The sequence below is a fragment of the Rothia mucilaginosa ATCC 25296 genome, assembly GCF_000175615.1.
GTDB classification, from domain to species: Bacteria; Actinomycetota; Actinomycetes; order Actinomycetales; family Micrococcaceae; genus Rothia; species Rothia mucilaginosa.
Window position 1 is genome coordinate 67,468 of record NZ_ACVO01000014.1, and the last position, 16,013, is coordinate 83,480.

Genomic DNA, 16,013 nt, shown 5'->3' on the forward strand with positions numbered 1-16,013 from the left:
CATTAAACTTCAACTTAAGGGGTGGTTTTATAACGATTTCATTACAGTTGCGCAAAGGCGGTGGTAAGCGGGCTAAACCTCCAGGGGCAAATGCTAGCCTTTTAGCAGTCACACCCATGTATGGGCCTACTGCACCTTCAAAGACGGAGGCGTACTACGGTAGGCTCAACACCGATAATCAGAGATCGAGGAAAAATGTCGAAGACTACCCGTCGCGTTTACAAGATCGCAGCAGCGGCAGCCTTTACGGCTGGTTCCGTGGCAGCAATCCCGGCAACCTTCGCGGCAGAAGCACCCGCTGATCAGCAGCAGCAGGTTGTCGATCAGAAGGCAACTGCGCAGACTTCTTCCCTGCCTGGTGGCAATGTAGCCGAGGCCCCTAAGGCTGAGGCAACCCAGGCTCCTAAGGCTGAAGCTCCTAAGACCGAGGCCCCTAAGGCTGAGGCTACCGAGGCTCCTAAGGCTGAAACCCCCAAGGCTGAGGGTCCTAAGGCTGAAGCAACCGAAGCTCCCAAGGCTGAAACCCCCAAGGCAGAGACTCCTGCCCCCACTGCTCCGGCTACCGAGGCACCTAAGGCAGAGACCCCCAAGGCAGAGACTCCTAAGGCTGAAGCAACCGAAGCTCCCAAGGCTGAAACCCCCAAGGCAGAGACTCCTGCCCCCACTGCTCCGGCAACCGAGGCTCCCAAGGCTGAGACTCCTGCCCCCACTGCTCCGGCAGCCCCCGAGCCCACCACCCCTGCAACCCCGGCCCCCGAGGCAAAGCAGGCTGACCCCTCCGTCGTTATTGAGAACGCTCACTTCCCCGGTGACGCACAGTTCAACACCGTGAGCGTTGTTGCAACCGGCTTCTACGGCGAGAAGGTTGGCCCCGGCGTTCAGGTCAGCATCTACGCACTGGATGCAAACAACCAGGTCACCGGCGATGCTATCGCAACCGTTTCCGTGTCTGCAGACCAGATTCAGGACGGCTCCTTCAAGACCGCCTTCACTGTTGAGGCAAGCAAGCTGCCCGCCGGCGCATCCTACGCTCTGGTTGCTGTCAGCAACCCGCAGGGTCAGCCCGAGCAGAAGCTTGTGGCTCTCTCCTCCTTCAAGGTCACTGAGTCCACCTCTCCCAAGACTGAGACCCCCAAGGCTGACGAGACTCCCGCTCCCGTAACCCCGACGCCCGAGACCCCGAAGGCTGACGAGACCCCGGCACCCGAGGCTCCCAAGACCGAGGCCCCCAAGGAAGAAACTCCTGCTCCGGAGGCACCCAAGGCTGAGACCCCCAAGGCTGACGAGACCCCCGCTCCTGAGGCTCCCGCAGCACCCGAGAACGCAACCCTCACCACCGAGGATGCATCCCTGAATCCGAACGACCAGTACAACGTTCTGACTATCAATGGTTCCGGCTTCACCCACGAGTCTGTTGCTCAGGGCGTTCAGATTAACATCTACCGCCTGGATGCTGACGGCAACATCACCGGCGAGGCTCTGGCAACCTACGATGTGCCTGCTTCCGAAATCATGGAGGGTACCTTCCGTGCGAAGGTCAGCATCCTGTCCGAGCGCCTGCAGCCCGGTTACGCCTACGCAATGGTGGCAACCAGCGACCCCAACGGTCTGGTACACCAGGTAGCAGTAACCACTGCTGTTGTGAGCGATGCAGACCACCCGGCGCCCACCCTACCGGCAGCTACCGAGGGTGACAACACCACCGTTCGTGATAACGGCGACGGCACCACCAGCGTCTTCACCGCTGAGATGCGCGAAGATGGTTCGGTTGTCGTAACCGAGACCCGCATGCCTTCTTCTCAGGCACCCAAGGCTAAGGTTGGCAACGCATCTGCTGCTACCTCGTCGAAGGGTCACGGCCTGAGTACCTCCGGTTACCAGGGTTCGTCTTCGACCTCTTCTTCCTCTTCGAAGCAGCAGCTGGCTCACACTGGTGCTGAGGGTGTTGCAGGTATCGCTGGCGTTGGTGCCGCAGCTCTGATTGCTGGTGCCGCACTGATGCTCCTGCGCCGCCGCAGCCTCTAAGGTTTATCCTTTCACATAGAGTCTTATGAAACGCTCTCGTGGTTTCCTTGGGATTAAAATATTCCTGGAGACCGCGAGGGCGTTTCTGTGTGTTCAGAACAGTGGGAACAACGTGCAAAGCGGTATTTTGCGAAACATAACAATCGCGATAGTTGGACAAGCCGGTGCAGATTTGTTTGTTGCGGGTTTCCTGAGCCTGTGAGTTTTGGAGTCCCGAATCGGGAAGAAAGGAACGAGAAACGATGAGCGTGCAGGCGGTGCAGTATGACGGCTTTGGGCCCGTGGAGAATCTGAAGCTCGCGAACGTACCGGGGGAGAACCCCGAAGAGGGGCAGGTAAAGATTGCGGTGCGTGCGGTCGGCCTGAATCCTGTGGACTATAAGATCTTTGAGGGCTCTCCGCAGCTCAGGATGCTCTCGCGCGCCATGAAAATCAGGAACCCCCGCCGTTGGTTTGAATCAAAGAAATCGCAGTTCCCTCGTGGAGTGGGGCGCGATTTCTCCGGCACTGTGACTGAGGTGGGACCCGGTGTATCGGGTTATTTTGTGGGTGACGAGGTCTTCGGAACCATTGTTAGTGCCCCCGGTTTGGGTACCAAGAGGGGGTCTCTAGCTACGGAAATTTGCGTGAATACCGGTGATATTGCGCTTAAGCCCGCCTCCATTGATTTTGACCATGCCGCTGCAATGGGTGTCGCGGCCTTGACCGTGGGAGGCGCCTTCCGCCATATTGGCGTGGGTGCGGGCGATACTGTGGTCATTTCTGCAGCCTCGGGCGGAATTGGGTCCACCGCCGTGCAGTATGCGGTGGCTCGTGGCGCACGGGTCGTTGGAATCGCGGGGGCTGCGAATGCCGAATTTGTTAGGTCACTGGGTGCTGTTCCGGTTGCCTACGGTGAGGGCGTTAGGGAGCGTGTGCTCAAGGCTGCTGAGGGCCGCGTGACGAAATTCCTGGACTGCTATGGTGGCGACTACGTCAGCTTGGCATTCTCGCTGGGTCTGAAGGGTAAAGACATTGGAACTCTCGTTCCCTCGCCCAAGGTCATGATCAGGGGAGCGCAGTTTACGGGCCCCCGCCACTCGGAACACGGGGATTTTGAAGCTCTAGCCGAGCTGGTTACCGAGGGAAAGGTGTCAATTCGGCTGGATCGCGTGTACGGGTTCACGATTGAGGGCGTCCGTGCAGCATACCGCGATTTGAAGGCTGGCCATACGCGCGGCAAGAGAGTCGTTCGTATTACCGATTCATAGGGAGTTTATTACTGAGGGTGCTGGGGTGGGGTGGTGTAGCGGAATGATTTTGTCAACTTATTTTGTGCGTGGTTATTGGTACGCACGCTTTTAATCAATGTGCGGGAAAAGGCGCTGTGACCTGCATTTTTTCACTTAAAAGAAATAAATTAAATGCATGAATGTGCAGAATTATTTTTATCTCAAATCCATTAAAACTGCATATGCATGCAATAAAACCTTGAACCTCAAGGGAGAGTTGAAAAATTTCGCCTAGTCCATGCAATTTGAATGCTCTTGATACTGTTCCGGAGAGTAAAAAATATTCCATGTGGGTTATTGCACAAGAAAATAGTCAGGACGTAAAGCGTATTTACAGCAATAACCTAAAAAGTATTGTTAGTGTGGAATTACCGATAAATAGAGCGATTCCCTTCGCGGCAACTTCCACCATTACATGAATGTTATGACTAGTCCGTGCGTTATAGCGTTCATTCCTGAAGAGGTACCCAACCATCTTCAATCCGTGGCACCCTCCGGAGGGTATCGTTCACACTCACAGAAAAGGTGTGTTCCATGCCCGAACCCGCTCACTCAAAAACCCGAGCAACAGCCGCCATTGCTGCTTCCGTCCTGTCCGTTACCGGTGTTGGTGCTGCGCACGCAGATGTGCAGGTGCAAAATACTGGCGGAATTGCTTCATCGACTGCGGTAGAACCCGACAATCCCCCCTCCGCAGCAAACGCAACCCCCATCGAAAACGTCGCTACCCAAACCTCCCCGCAGGTGTATGTGGAGCAGGGCGTCGTCATTAACCCGGCACGTTCCCAGAGCATCACCGTCACCGGTGAAGGCTTTACCGGCGGTGCCGTTGAACGTTACGGTGTGGCAGTGTACGTGAGCGAATACCGCCAGTACCCCCTCTACGCACTGGGCCGCGGCTCTGCAGTGACGATGACCCTCGTGCCCGAACTCGATGTGGACGGTGGCCGTTTCAGCACCCAGTTGACCCTGCCTGCAGGTACCCTCGACCCCAACCAGCAGTACGTCGTCGCAACTGCCGTGGTTGACCCTGCCAAGGGCTACGCGACGGAGGATCCCTCCTACAACTCCTCTGCACCGCTGGAGCTGCTGCCCGCAAATACTCAGGATGAGCCGCTGAATGCTCAGATTCTCTCGGGCCAGATGGAAATTCCACAGGAGAAGAACCTGGTGGTTTACAAGGTCACCGGCCTGGGTGAAGCGCAGGCATTTGAAGTGATGACCTACGTCTACGCCTTGGATAGCCAGGGTAACCGCATGCTGCTGGCTGTTTCTCCCGCGCGCGCCGACGTTGTGAACGGTACCCTCCTGGATGGCATTGAGGTGCCCGGATCCATGCTGGAAGAAGTTCAGAACGTCCACGAGAATCTGCGTTACGTGCTGAGCGTTGAGGTGGCTCCCTCTGCAGCTAATGGTTACACCGCCCAGGAAGTTGAGGTTCCCTTCATGAATGGTTGGAATGTACAGAATGGCTCCGCTCCGGTTGCCACCGCTGAGCGTGCAATGGCGGAGCAGGCACAGTTCAAGAAGAAGCAGTCTGCAGAGGAAGCGCAGCCCGAGCAGGCTACCCAGCCGACTCAGGGTGTTCAGTCCGAGCAGGTGGCCTCCTCGAATACTGCCGAGCAGTTCGACCACGTGCTGCCCGAGGATGATCCGCGCCGCCACTACGACCTGCCGCGTAACACCCTCTTTGACCGCGTCCATGACACCACCAAAGAAGACACTACCGAAGAACAGACCAACGACACCGCTAGCCCCGTGATGACCGCCCGCCTGCACGTAGAAGAAACCGTAGTTCCCGAAAACGATTCCGCAAAGACCCTGACCCTGCGTGGAGAGGGCTTCACCGGCGTCAGCTCGGTGCACCTGATGGTTAGCGCTATCGATGAATACGGAGTGGCTACCGGCGGCGTGATTGCGTCGGCTGACGTCTCTGAGATTGACGACTCCGGTGCTTTCACCGCACAGGTGCAGATTCCCGGCTCGGAGCTCAAGCCCGGTGCCACCTACCGTGTGAGCGCTGTGGCGGAGGATGAGCAGGGTACTGTGCGCATGGTCAATGGCGGTTTTACCGTCGAGCGCGATAGCGTGGATAGCCTGCCCACTACCCCTGAGCAGGATGCGCCCACTGTCGAGGCTCCCGTAGCCGACACTCCCGCTGTCGAGACTCCCGCAGTCGATGCTTCGGTGCCTACTGAGCCTGCGGCTGATCAGGCTTCTGTTATCGAGCAGAAGGCGGGGGAGAGCGGTCCTGAGCAGAAGAAGGACGCTCCGGCTGGTGTTCAGGGTGCTCCCGCGCAGAATGTTTCTGCACAGAATACCTCTGTGCAGAAGACTGAAGCGCAGAAGGGCAACGCGCAGAAGGTCGAAGCACAGGCATCTGGCTCCCAGAAGGTTGCCTCCGGTGCTCAGCAGAAGCGTGAGCAGTTGGCGGCTACTGGCGCCTCCAATATGTTGGTCATTAGTGCCGCTGGATCGCTGTCACTGCTTGCCGGTATGCGTTTGAGCCGCCGTCGCCGTAGTGAGATGCAGCTCAGTTCTCGCCGCTAAAACGGGTCAATTATTGCCCCACTAGGCAAAATACGCATATAGATGTAGGGACGTCCGAAATGCAAGATTCGGGCGTCCCTACATCTTTAACTTTTTCTAAGGTTATACCTATAATTTAGAGTGCTGTCATAGACGGTACTATCACTCTTTACCACCTCGTTCACCCGAGGTGAGGAGTCGCTGTGAAGCGCCTCCGGTCACCGATATCAGAGAACCGTTATTCTGTGCCTACTTCCGACCTTTGGGCACAGGAGTCACACGACGATTCATCACACTCACTCACGAAAATAGGTGACCATGTTTTCCACGCAGCGAACTGCTCGCGGCGCGGCGCTAGTAGCGTCTGCCGCCCTCGGTTTGGGCGGCTCCGTCGCGCCTGCAACTCTGGCCCCCACCACCTTTGCCTCTGCCGCTCACGCGCAGACTCAGCAGACCCCGAAGCCTGAACTTCCCATCGCCGTTGCCACCGATGTGGTTAGCCACGACATTACCCTGGACCTGGTTGCTCAGAGCAATGACTACACCCTGCTGTCGTTGACCGGTGTAACCTCTTTGGAGAATCTGAGGGTTCGCCTGGTCGCTATTTCCGTTGACGATGGTATCGTGGCAGCGATGACCGTGCCTGCCTCCCAGATGACTGCCTCTCTGAACGATGAGGGTGCGCTAGAGGTCAGTATTCACCAGCGCCTGAACGTTGAGCAGCCGTACATGGTTGAGGTGCAGAACCTGAATACCAAGGATGCCATTTCGGTTGAGTTCATGCCCGAACAGGGTGCGACCGTTGACGAGATTCTGGCGAGCCGCCAGAACATTTTCTTCCCTGACACCCCTGGCGTTCCCCGTGCTAACCGCGTGGAGGCGAATCCCGCCCCCGAGGTGTCCCTGAGCCCCAGTGCATCCCCGAGCGCCGCGAAGGATAGCCCGCGCCCGACGGTCGCCCCGGTACCTTCTGAAGCGCCGTCTGCATCGCAGAAAGTTTCGGCTCGTCCTTCTGCGAGTGCATCTGCTAGCGCCTCGGTAAGTGCGTCCGCGAGTGAGTCTGCTTCGGCGAGTTCTTCTACCGATGATGCGGCGCCCGCTGAGGTGACCGAGGATCGTCTGCTGGTGCACTCCCGCTCCGATCGGGCTCCCGCGGAGACCCGTGAGGCGACCCTGGAAATTTCTACCGCAGAGCTACGCGGATCGGATGAGCTGCAGCCGATTAGCGTGCGCGCTAGGAACGTGGCGGAGAGTAGCCTGGGCTATGACGTGATGGTCTTTGAAATGCCTGCTGACGGCGGTGCCGTGGGTTCACCGCTGGCGACCACGCATGTGAGCCCTCAGCAGGTGACTGATGATTCTTTCTCTGCTGATTTGAAGGTTTCCGGCACCTCTTTGAACGCTGGTAAGCGCTACCGTGTGGTTGTGGTGGGTGGTAACTCCACTGAGGAGCTGCAGCTCATGGCGACCAGTGCTTTTGGTGTGAGCGTGATTCAGCGTGCGGTTCCTGTTGATCCGGCTCCGAAGCCTACGAATACTGTTGTTCACCCGCAGATTCCGATGATTTCTGATGCGAATCAGCGTGTGAGCCCTTCGGCTCCTTCGGGTCGCGTGAGCGCTGTGGATTCTTCAGGTGCCTCTGCGGATGCTCAGGATTTGGTGACTGATTCTGTTGCTAAGATTCCGTCGGTGGATAGCGCTCTGGACTATATTGTGCAGGCGCAGCAGTCGGCGCGTGCGATTACCGCGCAGGCTCGTAGTTCTGTGGCTGAGACTGCGGTGGTTCCTTCGACGATGGTGATGTCTGGTTATGCGGTGATGTTGCCGGGGCGTACCGTGGTGAACCTGTTGGGTTACCAGTCTGCTGAGGGGGAGACGGTGACTGTTGCTTCGCCTCAGGAGAATGTGGGTGCTGCAGGTTCGGGTAGTTTCTATACGCGTAGCTCGAAGTCGCGCGGTGATTCTGCCGGTTCGAAGCTGGAGGCGAGCGCTCAGGATAATGGCCCGCTGCCGGAGGGTACCTTGCCGCTGAGTATTGCTCTGCTGGGTTCGGTTGCCTTTGTGGGTACTGCTGTTGCGGTTAATGTGTATCGTCGCCGCCTTGAGGGTGCTGAGGAACTGGGTGCTGAGTAGTTCAGCTATTTGTTGCTTAGCGCTGTGAGGTGTGGCTCTCTGTAGGGGAGTTGTTGAGTGGGAGGCGCTCTGTCGGGTGCGTGCCGTGTGGGTGCGTGTTCGGTGGGGCGCCTTCTGCGCGCCCGGATGTTTGACTCTATTGCGCGGTGGTCTGGTGCGCCTTGGGGCGGTGTAAAAATCTCTTTTTGGTGCACTTTAGAGAATATATTTTGACATTCGAATTTTGCGTTATTTATATCTCAGTAAAGTATTTAATTCCCTTTTATTTCGGCAATTATTGCGACATAAAGTTTTAGCACGTGAATGCAATGCAACATTAAGTGCAATATCCGTGTTAGGCTAGGGTGTAACCGACGTACTGGTGCGCAAATACTTGGATAGAAACACCGGCTTGTGGTGAGCCTTCCCTAGTCCACGCTTTGCGCCTACATCGATCGAAATGGCGCACATGACTATCACTCGACTTCCGAAACGCATTCATGCTCTTTCGCTTGCAGCCGCTTTAGGTGCAAGCGCTTTTGTGCTTCCTGGCGCCTCCGCAGTAGAGGCTGAAGCAATTAACGTGAATGATTGCCTAACGGCTCTGATTAATAGCGAATTTAATTCAAGCTGCCCCTACGAAGACCTCGAAATTGAGGTCGATACCATTGAGATTCAGATCCAGTCCATCAAGGACAGTCAGGCAACCATTAAGCTCGCGCCCCTCTATGAGGGCGGCTACGTGGGCGATGCCTCTAGGGTGTACCTGGTAATGCAGTACTACGACGCCACTGGCACGTTGCTTGGGTCTGACACCTACGAGCCCTCCGCAATGCAGGTTGAGCGTGCTAACGACGGCTCGATGCTCGTCACCTTTGAAATGCCGCAGATGCCCCAGGAGGGCTACTACTCCATGAGCGTCATGGACCTGACGACCTCCGACGCGGGCTATGGCGAATTCATGATTTCTGAGGGTTCCCTCGTTCCGCACGCTATCCCGATTGAGGATGACCCTGACGAGGTGATGGTGGACAAGAAGGAAAACGCCCACCAGGTGCCGACCATTGACGAGCTAAAGACGATGGAAAAGCTCCGTGAAGAGGAGCAGAAGAACCAGCAGGCTGCAGATCAGAAGGGTAGCAAGGATAAGGTTAAGACTGAGGTGCCTTCCGAATCTGCTGAAAACCTGAACCTCGAAACCCACACGCAGAAGCTGGAGCAGGTCCCCGGCGGATCGACCTCTTCTCGCGATACTCAGACCCTGAGTGTTGCGGAACTGAAGGTCGCCTATGCTGAGGTTCGCTCTGATAAGGAAACCAAGCCGGTGACTATCAGTGCAGCGCGTCTGCCCGCGAATGCGGCTGGCTACGACCTAATCGTGGTTGAAACCGATATGAGTGGCAACCATAAGGGTGATGCGCTGTCCATTACACACATCAGCTCTGATCGCATTGTGAATGGCGCGTTCAAGGAAGAGGTTGGCATGCCCGGCTCTCTGCTGAAGACCGGCTCGGTGTACACCGCCTACCTGGTGCGTGCGGACGATACTGAGTATGCGGAAGAAGTTGTCTCGGTGCGATTCAAGGTCAGTGGCGAGGCGACCGGCGACTCAACCTCCTTGACGAAGGATGAGCTGTCCCGCCAGGATGCAAGCGCATCGCTCACGCCCAGCGCCAATGCGGCCGAGGCGACCGGCGCCACTCAGGGTAGCCCCTCGGCTGCTACTAGCGCCGTCTCGACTCGTTCTGATGACACCCAGTCGGGCTCGGGTCAGTCTGCCGCGAGCGCACCCCGCTCCACTCTGGATGCGGTGAGCGCCATGTCCAAGGCAAAGGAAGCGAAGGCTGAGCGTCAGCGTCAGGCTCTGCAGGCTTTGGCTCAGGCACGTACGATGGCTCCGCGTTCGGCTTTTGAGCCGACTCGCACCAATCAGATTTCGGCGTACAGTTCGGGTTCTGATCCGGCATCTATTGCTGCTACCGCGAAGCTGGATGCTTTGACGGATGAAGAAAAGGCAACGTCGGCAGCTTCTGGTAATGGCAATAAGAGTTTCCCTTCCGTGGTTCATTCGGAGTCTAATAATCGTTCAGCTACGGTGAACTCGAATACCACTCAGGTGCACTCCACCGCGAATGCTGAGCGTCAGGATGGCGTGAAGGCTGCAGCTTCGGCGGAGTCTCCCGCTAGTGAAGAGGTCGCGCAGCACGGTGTAGCTTTCTGGGCTCTTGGAGGCACCGGTTTGACGCTGGTGGTTGGTGCCGCGTGGATGGCTCACCGCAGGGGAGTCCTCGGCGGCTAACGCCCCTAATCCGTGCTTTTTGACGGCATCGCATAGTATGTTCGTTGTTTCATGAGGAACACTCACCCCCGCTATCTGTTGGTGCAGATTCCAGGGGGCGAGTCGTGCATTCAGGGTGTTCAAAAAACTCTACCCTCGCGTGAATGAACCTTAAGGTTCGTGATAGGGTTGAAATAACCGATAAATAGATGCGAGCTGTTGTCAGGTCTTCTTCACCTGAAATATGAAGCGGAGTGTGGTACGACGAATCCGGGTGCATGGCGCACTCGGGGGTCCGCGCGGCACATGAGGAACGGGCAGTAGCACGCACATTTCCACCATGAAAAGACGCATTGCATGAGTATTTATTCAGCGAAGCACCGTATTGTCACCGCAACCATTTTGGTTGCGGGGCTTCAGTGTGGGCTTGTTGTCCCCTCTGTCGCAACGGAAGCGCCCGTCACGACGCACTCTGCCGTGCAAAAAACTACGACCCTGGACGCGACCCCGAATCAAACTGAACAGAACCCGGAGGTTCAGGGTGCCGCCTCCACAATCACCATGAAGGCGCAGCTCAAGGATGATGGTTACCTGCTACGCTGGACAGGCTTCCCCGAAGATTTGGAGGCCTCCAGCGTTCTGGCTGACGTGAACTTCTACACCCCTTCCGGTGAGTACGGTGGCTCCGTCCTGGAAAGCCCGACCCTAACTGAGGGGACCAAGGAGGGGGAGCTGAACCTCCTGATGAGCCCGGCAACGGACTCGAACGTCGTGTACGTGATCGTTCTGGAGGATACGGTCCACGGCGCCTCCTACGAATTTTTTGTGACCGAGCAGGGGAACCGCCTGGTCCAGGCTGCTGACCCGCGCAACGGTAAGGTAAAGCCCACCGAGCCGCCGGTCGACATTGAGCGTGAAGAGGGAGGAGCCCCCGAAGAGACTGCCACCCCCAGCCCCGGGGCAGTGAGCCTGCCTTCGCCTACCGCTACTGACACGGTCCGCCGTACCGTAGACAACCCGCAGAACAAGGATTCTGGCCAGTACGTTATCTCCGAAGACAATAGCGTGTATGACCCGATGAATCAGCGCAAGGGCAAGGCGTACCTGTCCATTCAGGACTCGCAGGGTGACTCTCGGGATGATACGAAGCCTGTTACGGTCCGTGCCACGAACTTCCCCCAGAATGACAAGGGTTACGACCTGATCGTCATGGAAATCGACTCCAACGGCAACACCGTGGGTGACGCGCTCGCCATTGTGCACGTTGGCCCGGAATCGATTTCTGCGGGCGCTTTCGAAGCGGTGATTGGTGTGCCCGGTGCGTCCCTACAGATTGGTAAGACGTACCTGGTGGCGGCTTTTGATGCTGCCGGTGACGGTAACCTTCAGCTCAATACGGTGCGTTTTACGGTGACTCAGGCATCCTCTGAGAATGGCGGGTCGTCGTCCGGTCCTTCGTCTAAGAGTGAGGGGAAGCCGGTTGCGGCTTCTTCCGCCTCTCCTTCGACTGCCTCTGAGACTGCGAACGCATCCGGCGCGAAGGCACCCGCTGCGGGTTCTAAGTCTAAGACCCGCGGTATTCAGGCTGATACCGCCATGGCTCCGGGTACTAATGACGCCACGATTTCTATTCCGCGCGCTGCCGGTAGCTCTGCCACCGCGTCTTCCTCGGCGCTGGGGTACCGCACCGGGGAGGCGCAGCCTGTTGAGGTGGTGACCCCCGAGTCTAATTTGCCCTCGGGTACTGATTCGGCGGCTCAGTCTCGCCGTGCCGCGATTCTGAACGGTTCTTCCTCTCAGGTTCGTACTGATTCTGGATCGCCGAATGGTGTGAAGGCAACGGAGGCGCAGATTACCCGCAACATGGATAAGAGCTCGCCGCTTCTGCCGATTTTGGTGACCCTGGGTGGCGGTCTGATTCTGGGTGCTTTGGGTATGTCACGTATGCACGCTTCGAAGAAGGATTAGTTGAGTAGGGGTTGGGGTAGTGGCGGCCCCTGTTGCCTGTTGAGGGGGTATTGCCCTGTCGGTGTGTTGTGAGATGTTTTGTCATAAAACGGCTCATTTGGTGCATATCTTGAGAAATATACACACTGTCGATATAGTAAGCCTGTCCTAACAATGTCGATAGTATGGATGCACACCAATGAAGATTTTCACATCTGGCACCCGCCTCTCCAAGGGAGCCTGCGCCCTCGCCGTTGCTGGCGCTGTTGCCCTGCCCTTGGCACCCGTTCTCGCCGAGAACATTAATATCGCCGCCCAGAACGTTGCCGCACAGAACGTCGCTGCAGGCGACCAGGCAACCGCCGGCGCCTCCTTCGGATGGGGCGTGCGCGCCTCCTTCCTGTCCTACAACGGTATGCCCCGCGAAATGACCGACGGCGCAGCCTGGGACGCAGCTGCAAAGCAGTTCACCTTCACCCCGACCTCCACCACCGTCTCTGAAGACGGTAAGCAGGTCACCCTGCAGGCTGCCGGCCGCCTCTGGTTCACCGGCCACTGCGCCGAAGGTCAGGACCCCGAAACCGGTTGCGCCCTGAACCTCACCTTCTCCAACCCCCGCGTGGAACTGAACCTTGCTGACGGCACCGGCTCCCTCTACATGACCGTGCGCACCAAGAACTACGCCTCCGGCAAGTTCGAGGGCCCCATGGAAGTCAAGATGGCGACCCTGAGCACCGGCACCGCCAAGCAGAGCGAGAAGGACGGCGTGGTCAGCATCAGCGGCATCTCCGCGAACCTGACCGCCGACGGTAACCACGCCTTCTCCGACTTCTACAATGAAGGCGCCAGCCTCGACCCGCTGAGCATCTCCTACACCGGTAGCGCAGCTAGCAACCCCAAGAGCGCCTACAGCGTCGCCGAGTCCTACAACACCGGCGCGGGCGTGAACCTGCCCCAGAACACCGCACGCCTGGGTCAGAATCACATCGTGCACGTGGCACCCCCGAGCTTCGGCGGCGACACCACCTACACCGTGCTGACCAGCTCCAACCTGAAGATGACCGACACCGGCGTGCTGAAGGCCAACAAGGGCATTTTCGCCGTGGATGCTGACGGCAACCGCATGCTCGTCATCAACAGCGAGACCAACAAGCCCGAGCTATACACCGTAACCGCTGAAGGTAAGCTCGTCTCCTCCGGCACCTACTCCAACGCAGACCTCGGCACCACCACCGTCAAGGCAATCGGCTACAACCCCGCCAACAACACCTGGGGTATCGTCAGCATTGACGGCCAGGGCGGCGGCAAGCTAACCATTATTGACGCATCCGGCAAGGCAACCTCGCAGGCTCTGCCGAAGCCCGACTCCATCGACCCGCAGGTTGTGAACGCCTACTCGCTCGACGAGTACTACGGCGACTCGTTCTCCAACAACACCGTGACCCTCGCACCGCTGCCCGACGGCAGCTTCGTGTACGCGCCGTCGACTTCCATCTACGATGCGGCCGGCGAAAAGGTGGTTCAGAAGGGTCACCTGCTGCACATGAGCAGCAACGGCGTGTCCCTGGTGCCGAACTCTTCACCCGCAGGCTACGACACCGCCCTGCCCTCGACCCTGGTCAGCCCCAAGGGCTACATTTACCGTTGGAACAACTGGTACGGCGGTAAGGTGCAGATCCTCAAGTACGAGAACGGCACTTTCAGCGTGGTCCGCGAGTCCGCAACTCTTGAGGGCTTCGAGAAGACCGAGGTTGCCACCATGTTCCTGACCCGCGCGGGCAACGTGGTTGTGGTGGACGCATCCGGCTCCCGCCTGGTGTTCATGGACGACACCCTGAACAAGGTGAACGAGGTGGTGCTCTCCTCGATGCGCAAGACCGACAAGAGCGGCGGCTACAACGCTCTCGAACTGCCCAACGGCGATATTATCTACCCGACCAGCTTCGAGAACCCGAACACCTACGAGGATCAGCTGTGGCTGAACCGCCTGGCAGCGAACTCGGCACCGGAACAGACCCCGGCACCCGAGCCCACTAAGTCTGCTGAGCCTACCGTTGCTCCCACCGTAGCTCCGACCGTGGCACCGACTGCTGAGCCGACTAAGGCACCCGAGCCGACCGTTGCTCCTACTGCAGAGCCGAGCGCTGAGCCCACTAAGCCTGCTGAGCCGACCGTTGCTCCCACCGTGGCACCCTCTGCTGAGCCTACCGTCGCGCCGACTGTTGCTCCCACCGCTGAGCCGACTGTTGCACCGACCGTCGCGCCTTCTGCTGAGCCCACTGCGACCGCAGAGCCCTCGGCGACCGCAGAGCCTAGCGTGACCGCAGAGCCTAGCGTGACCGCAGAACCTTCTGCAGAGCCGACTATGGAGCCCTCCGCAACCGCCGAGCCCACCAAGACTGCAGAACCCACCGCAGTGCCTTCGGAGGAGCCCACCTCGCCGTCTCTGCCGACCACATCCGTGGTTCCTTCTGTAGCCCCGAGCGCTTCTGCAACCCCGAGCGCATCGGTGAGCGTATCCCCGACCGCGGTTCCGAGCGTTCCCGCCGTGACCCCCTCGGTGAGCGCGTCTGCATCCGCGTCTGCTAGTGCATCTGCTTCTTCGAGCGCTTCTGCAAGTGCATCGAGCTCCGCCAGCAGCTCCAGCAGCGCATCGGTGACCGCATCGGCTAGTGCGTCTGCTTCTTCGAGTATGTCCGCAAGCGAGTCTGCATCCGCGAGCGCTTCCGCTTCTGAGAGCAGCACCGCTGACCAGAACGCAGCTGGCCACAAGGGTGGCTCCAACGGCGGTTCTGATGCCTCCGACAACTTGGGTGTGAGCGGCTCCAACGGCGGCTCCTCCAATGGCGGTTCCTCTAACGGTGGTTCTTCCGCGGGTGGTTCCTCGACCTCCGGTAACTCCTCCTCGAAGCTGGCTCAGACCGGCGCATCCGGCGCTATGTTTGCCGCCGCAGCTGGCGCTATCACCCTGGCTGCAGGTACCGCACTGGTCGTGGCTCGTCGTCGCAAGAGCTAAAATTTAGCCTTCGTGCAACACCCCGTTTCGTCACTCGTGTTCATGAGTGGGGGAGCGGGGTGTTCCTTTCATACAATGGAAATATGACTATTCTGAATGTAATTGCAACCTCGCACGGCACTGACTCGGTCGCCGGTCGTGAAGCTATCGCGCTGATTCGTGAGCAGATTAAGTTCCTGCTTGCCCAGCGTAACGATGGTATGGAGTACCGTGTTCACGCCGCATACGTGGATGTGGAATCTCCCAGCGTTGATGACGCCGCAGCCTCCCTGCCTAAGGATGAGCCCTGCGTTATCGTGCCGATTCTGCTGTCGACCGGCTTCCATACTCAGGTGGATTTGCGCCGCGCCGCACGCAATAGCGGTATTGAGCGCATCAGCATTGGTGAGTCTCTGGGCCCGGATGCACGTCTTGCCGCTCTGACCCGCGCCCGACTGGAGGAGGCTGGTTGGACTCCCGGCGACGGCCCTGTGGTGCAGGGTGCCGCTGGTTCTTCCCGCGCCGATGGTCGTGCCGATATGGAGCGTGCCGCTGAGCTGCTGGCTGACGAGCTGAACGCTCCGGTACATCACGGCTTTATTGCCGCTATCGATCCGAAGTTCCACGAGGTCGTTGCCGAGCACAAGCCGGAGTTTGCCGCGACCTACCTGCTGGCGGAGGGTTTCTTTGCCGGTAAGATGCGCCGTGACGCTGCTTCGACCGGTCTGCCGGTGAAGGTTGCCACGCCGCTGGTCAACGCGCAGGATTCTGCCGCTGCTGCTGTTGTGGCTGAGTGCTTTATTGACCGTATGGATGCGGCTATCGCCCAGCTGGACGCCGCCTAGCTGTTCGCCCC

At 58.5% G+C, this 16,013-nt stretch carries 8 protein-coding genes; all 8 read left to right on the plus strand.

The genetic code is table 11. The features are described 5' to 3' along the window. Positions 1 to 195 precede the first annotated feature (195 nt). On the plus strand, positions 196 to 2,025 hold the full coding sequence (locus ROTMU0001_RS03485) for an LPXTG cell wall anchor domain-containing protein (RefSeq protein WP_005508146.1): 1,830 nt from the start codon (positions 196 to 198) through the stop codon (positions 2,023 to 2,025). A gap of 242 nt (positions 2,026 to 2,267) precedes the next feature. Continuing rightward, positions 2,268 to 3,275, plus strand: a complete 1,008-nt coding sequence (locus ROTMU0001_RS03490; protein WP_005508147.1) for an NADP-dependent oxidoreductase — start codon at positions 2,268 to 2,270, stop codon at positions 3,273 to 3,275. 555 nt (positions 3,276 to 3,830) lie between these two features. Beyond that, the gene (locus ROTMU0001_RS03495; protein WP_005508148.1) at positions 3,831 to 5,846 is read left to right on the plus strand and encodes a hypothetical protein; all 2,016 of its coding nucleotides are present in this window, start codon (positions 3,831 to 3,833) and stop codon (positions 5,844 to 5,846) included. 297 nt (positions 5,847 to 6,143) lie between these two features. After that, positions 6,144 to 7,958: a hypothetical protein gene (locus ROTMU0001_RS03500; protein WP_005508149.1), complete on the plus strand. Its 1,815-nt coding sequence runs from the start codon at positions 6,144 to 6,146 to the stop codon at positions 7,956 to 7,958. Positions 7,959 to 8,406: 448 nt separating this feature from the next. Then, entirely contained in the window at positions 8,407 to 10,236 is a 1,830-nt protein-coding gene (locus ROTMU0001_RS03505) for a hypothetical protein (RefSeq protein ID WP_245534279.1), read from the plus strand. 336 nt (positions 10,237 to 10,572) lie between these two features. Continuing rightward, entirely contained in the window at positions 10,573 to 12,183 is a 1,611-nt protein-coding gene (locus ROTMU0001_RS03510) for a hypothetical protein (RefSeq protein ID WP_005508153.1), read from the plus strand. Positions 12,184 to 12,361: 178 nt separating this feature from the next. Beyond that, entirely contained in the window at positions 12,362 to 15,178 is a 2,817-nt protein-coding gene (locus tag ROTMU0001_RS03515; protein WP_005508154.1) for an HtaA domain-containing protein, read from the plus strand. A gap of 83 nt (positions 15,179 to 15,261) precedes the next feature. Next, positions 15,262 to 16,002, plus strand: a complete 741-nt coding sequence (locus ROTMU0001_RS03520) for a sirohydrochlorin chelatase (protein WP_005508155.1) — start codon at positions 15,262 to 15,264, stop codon at positions 16,000 to 16,002. Positions 16,003 to 16,013 lie beyond the last annotated feature (11 nt).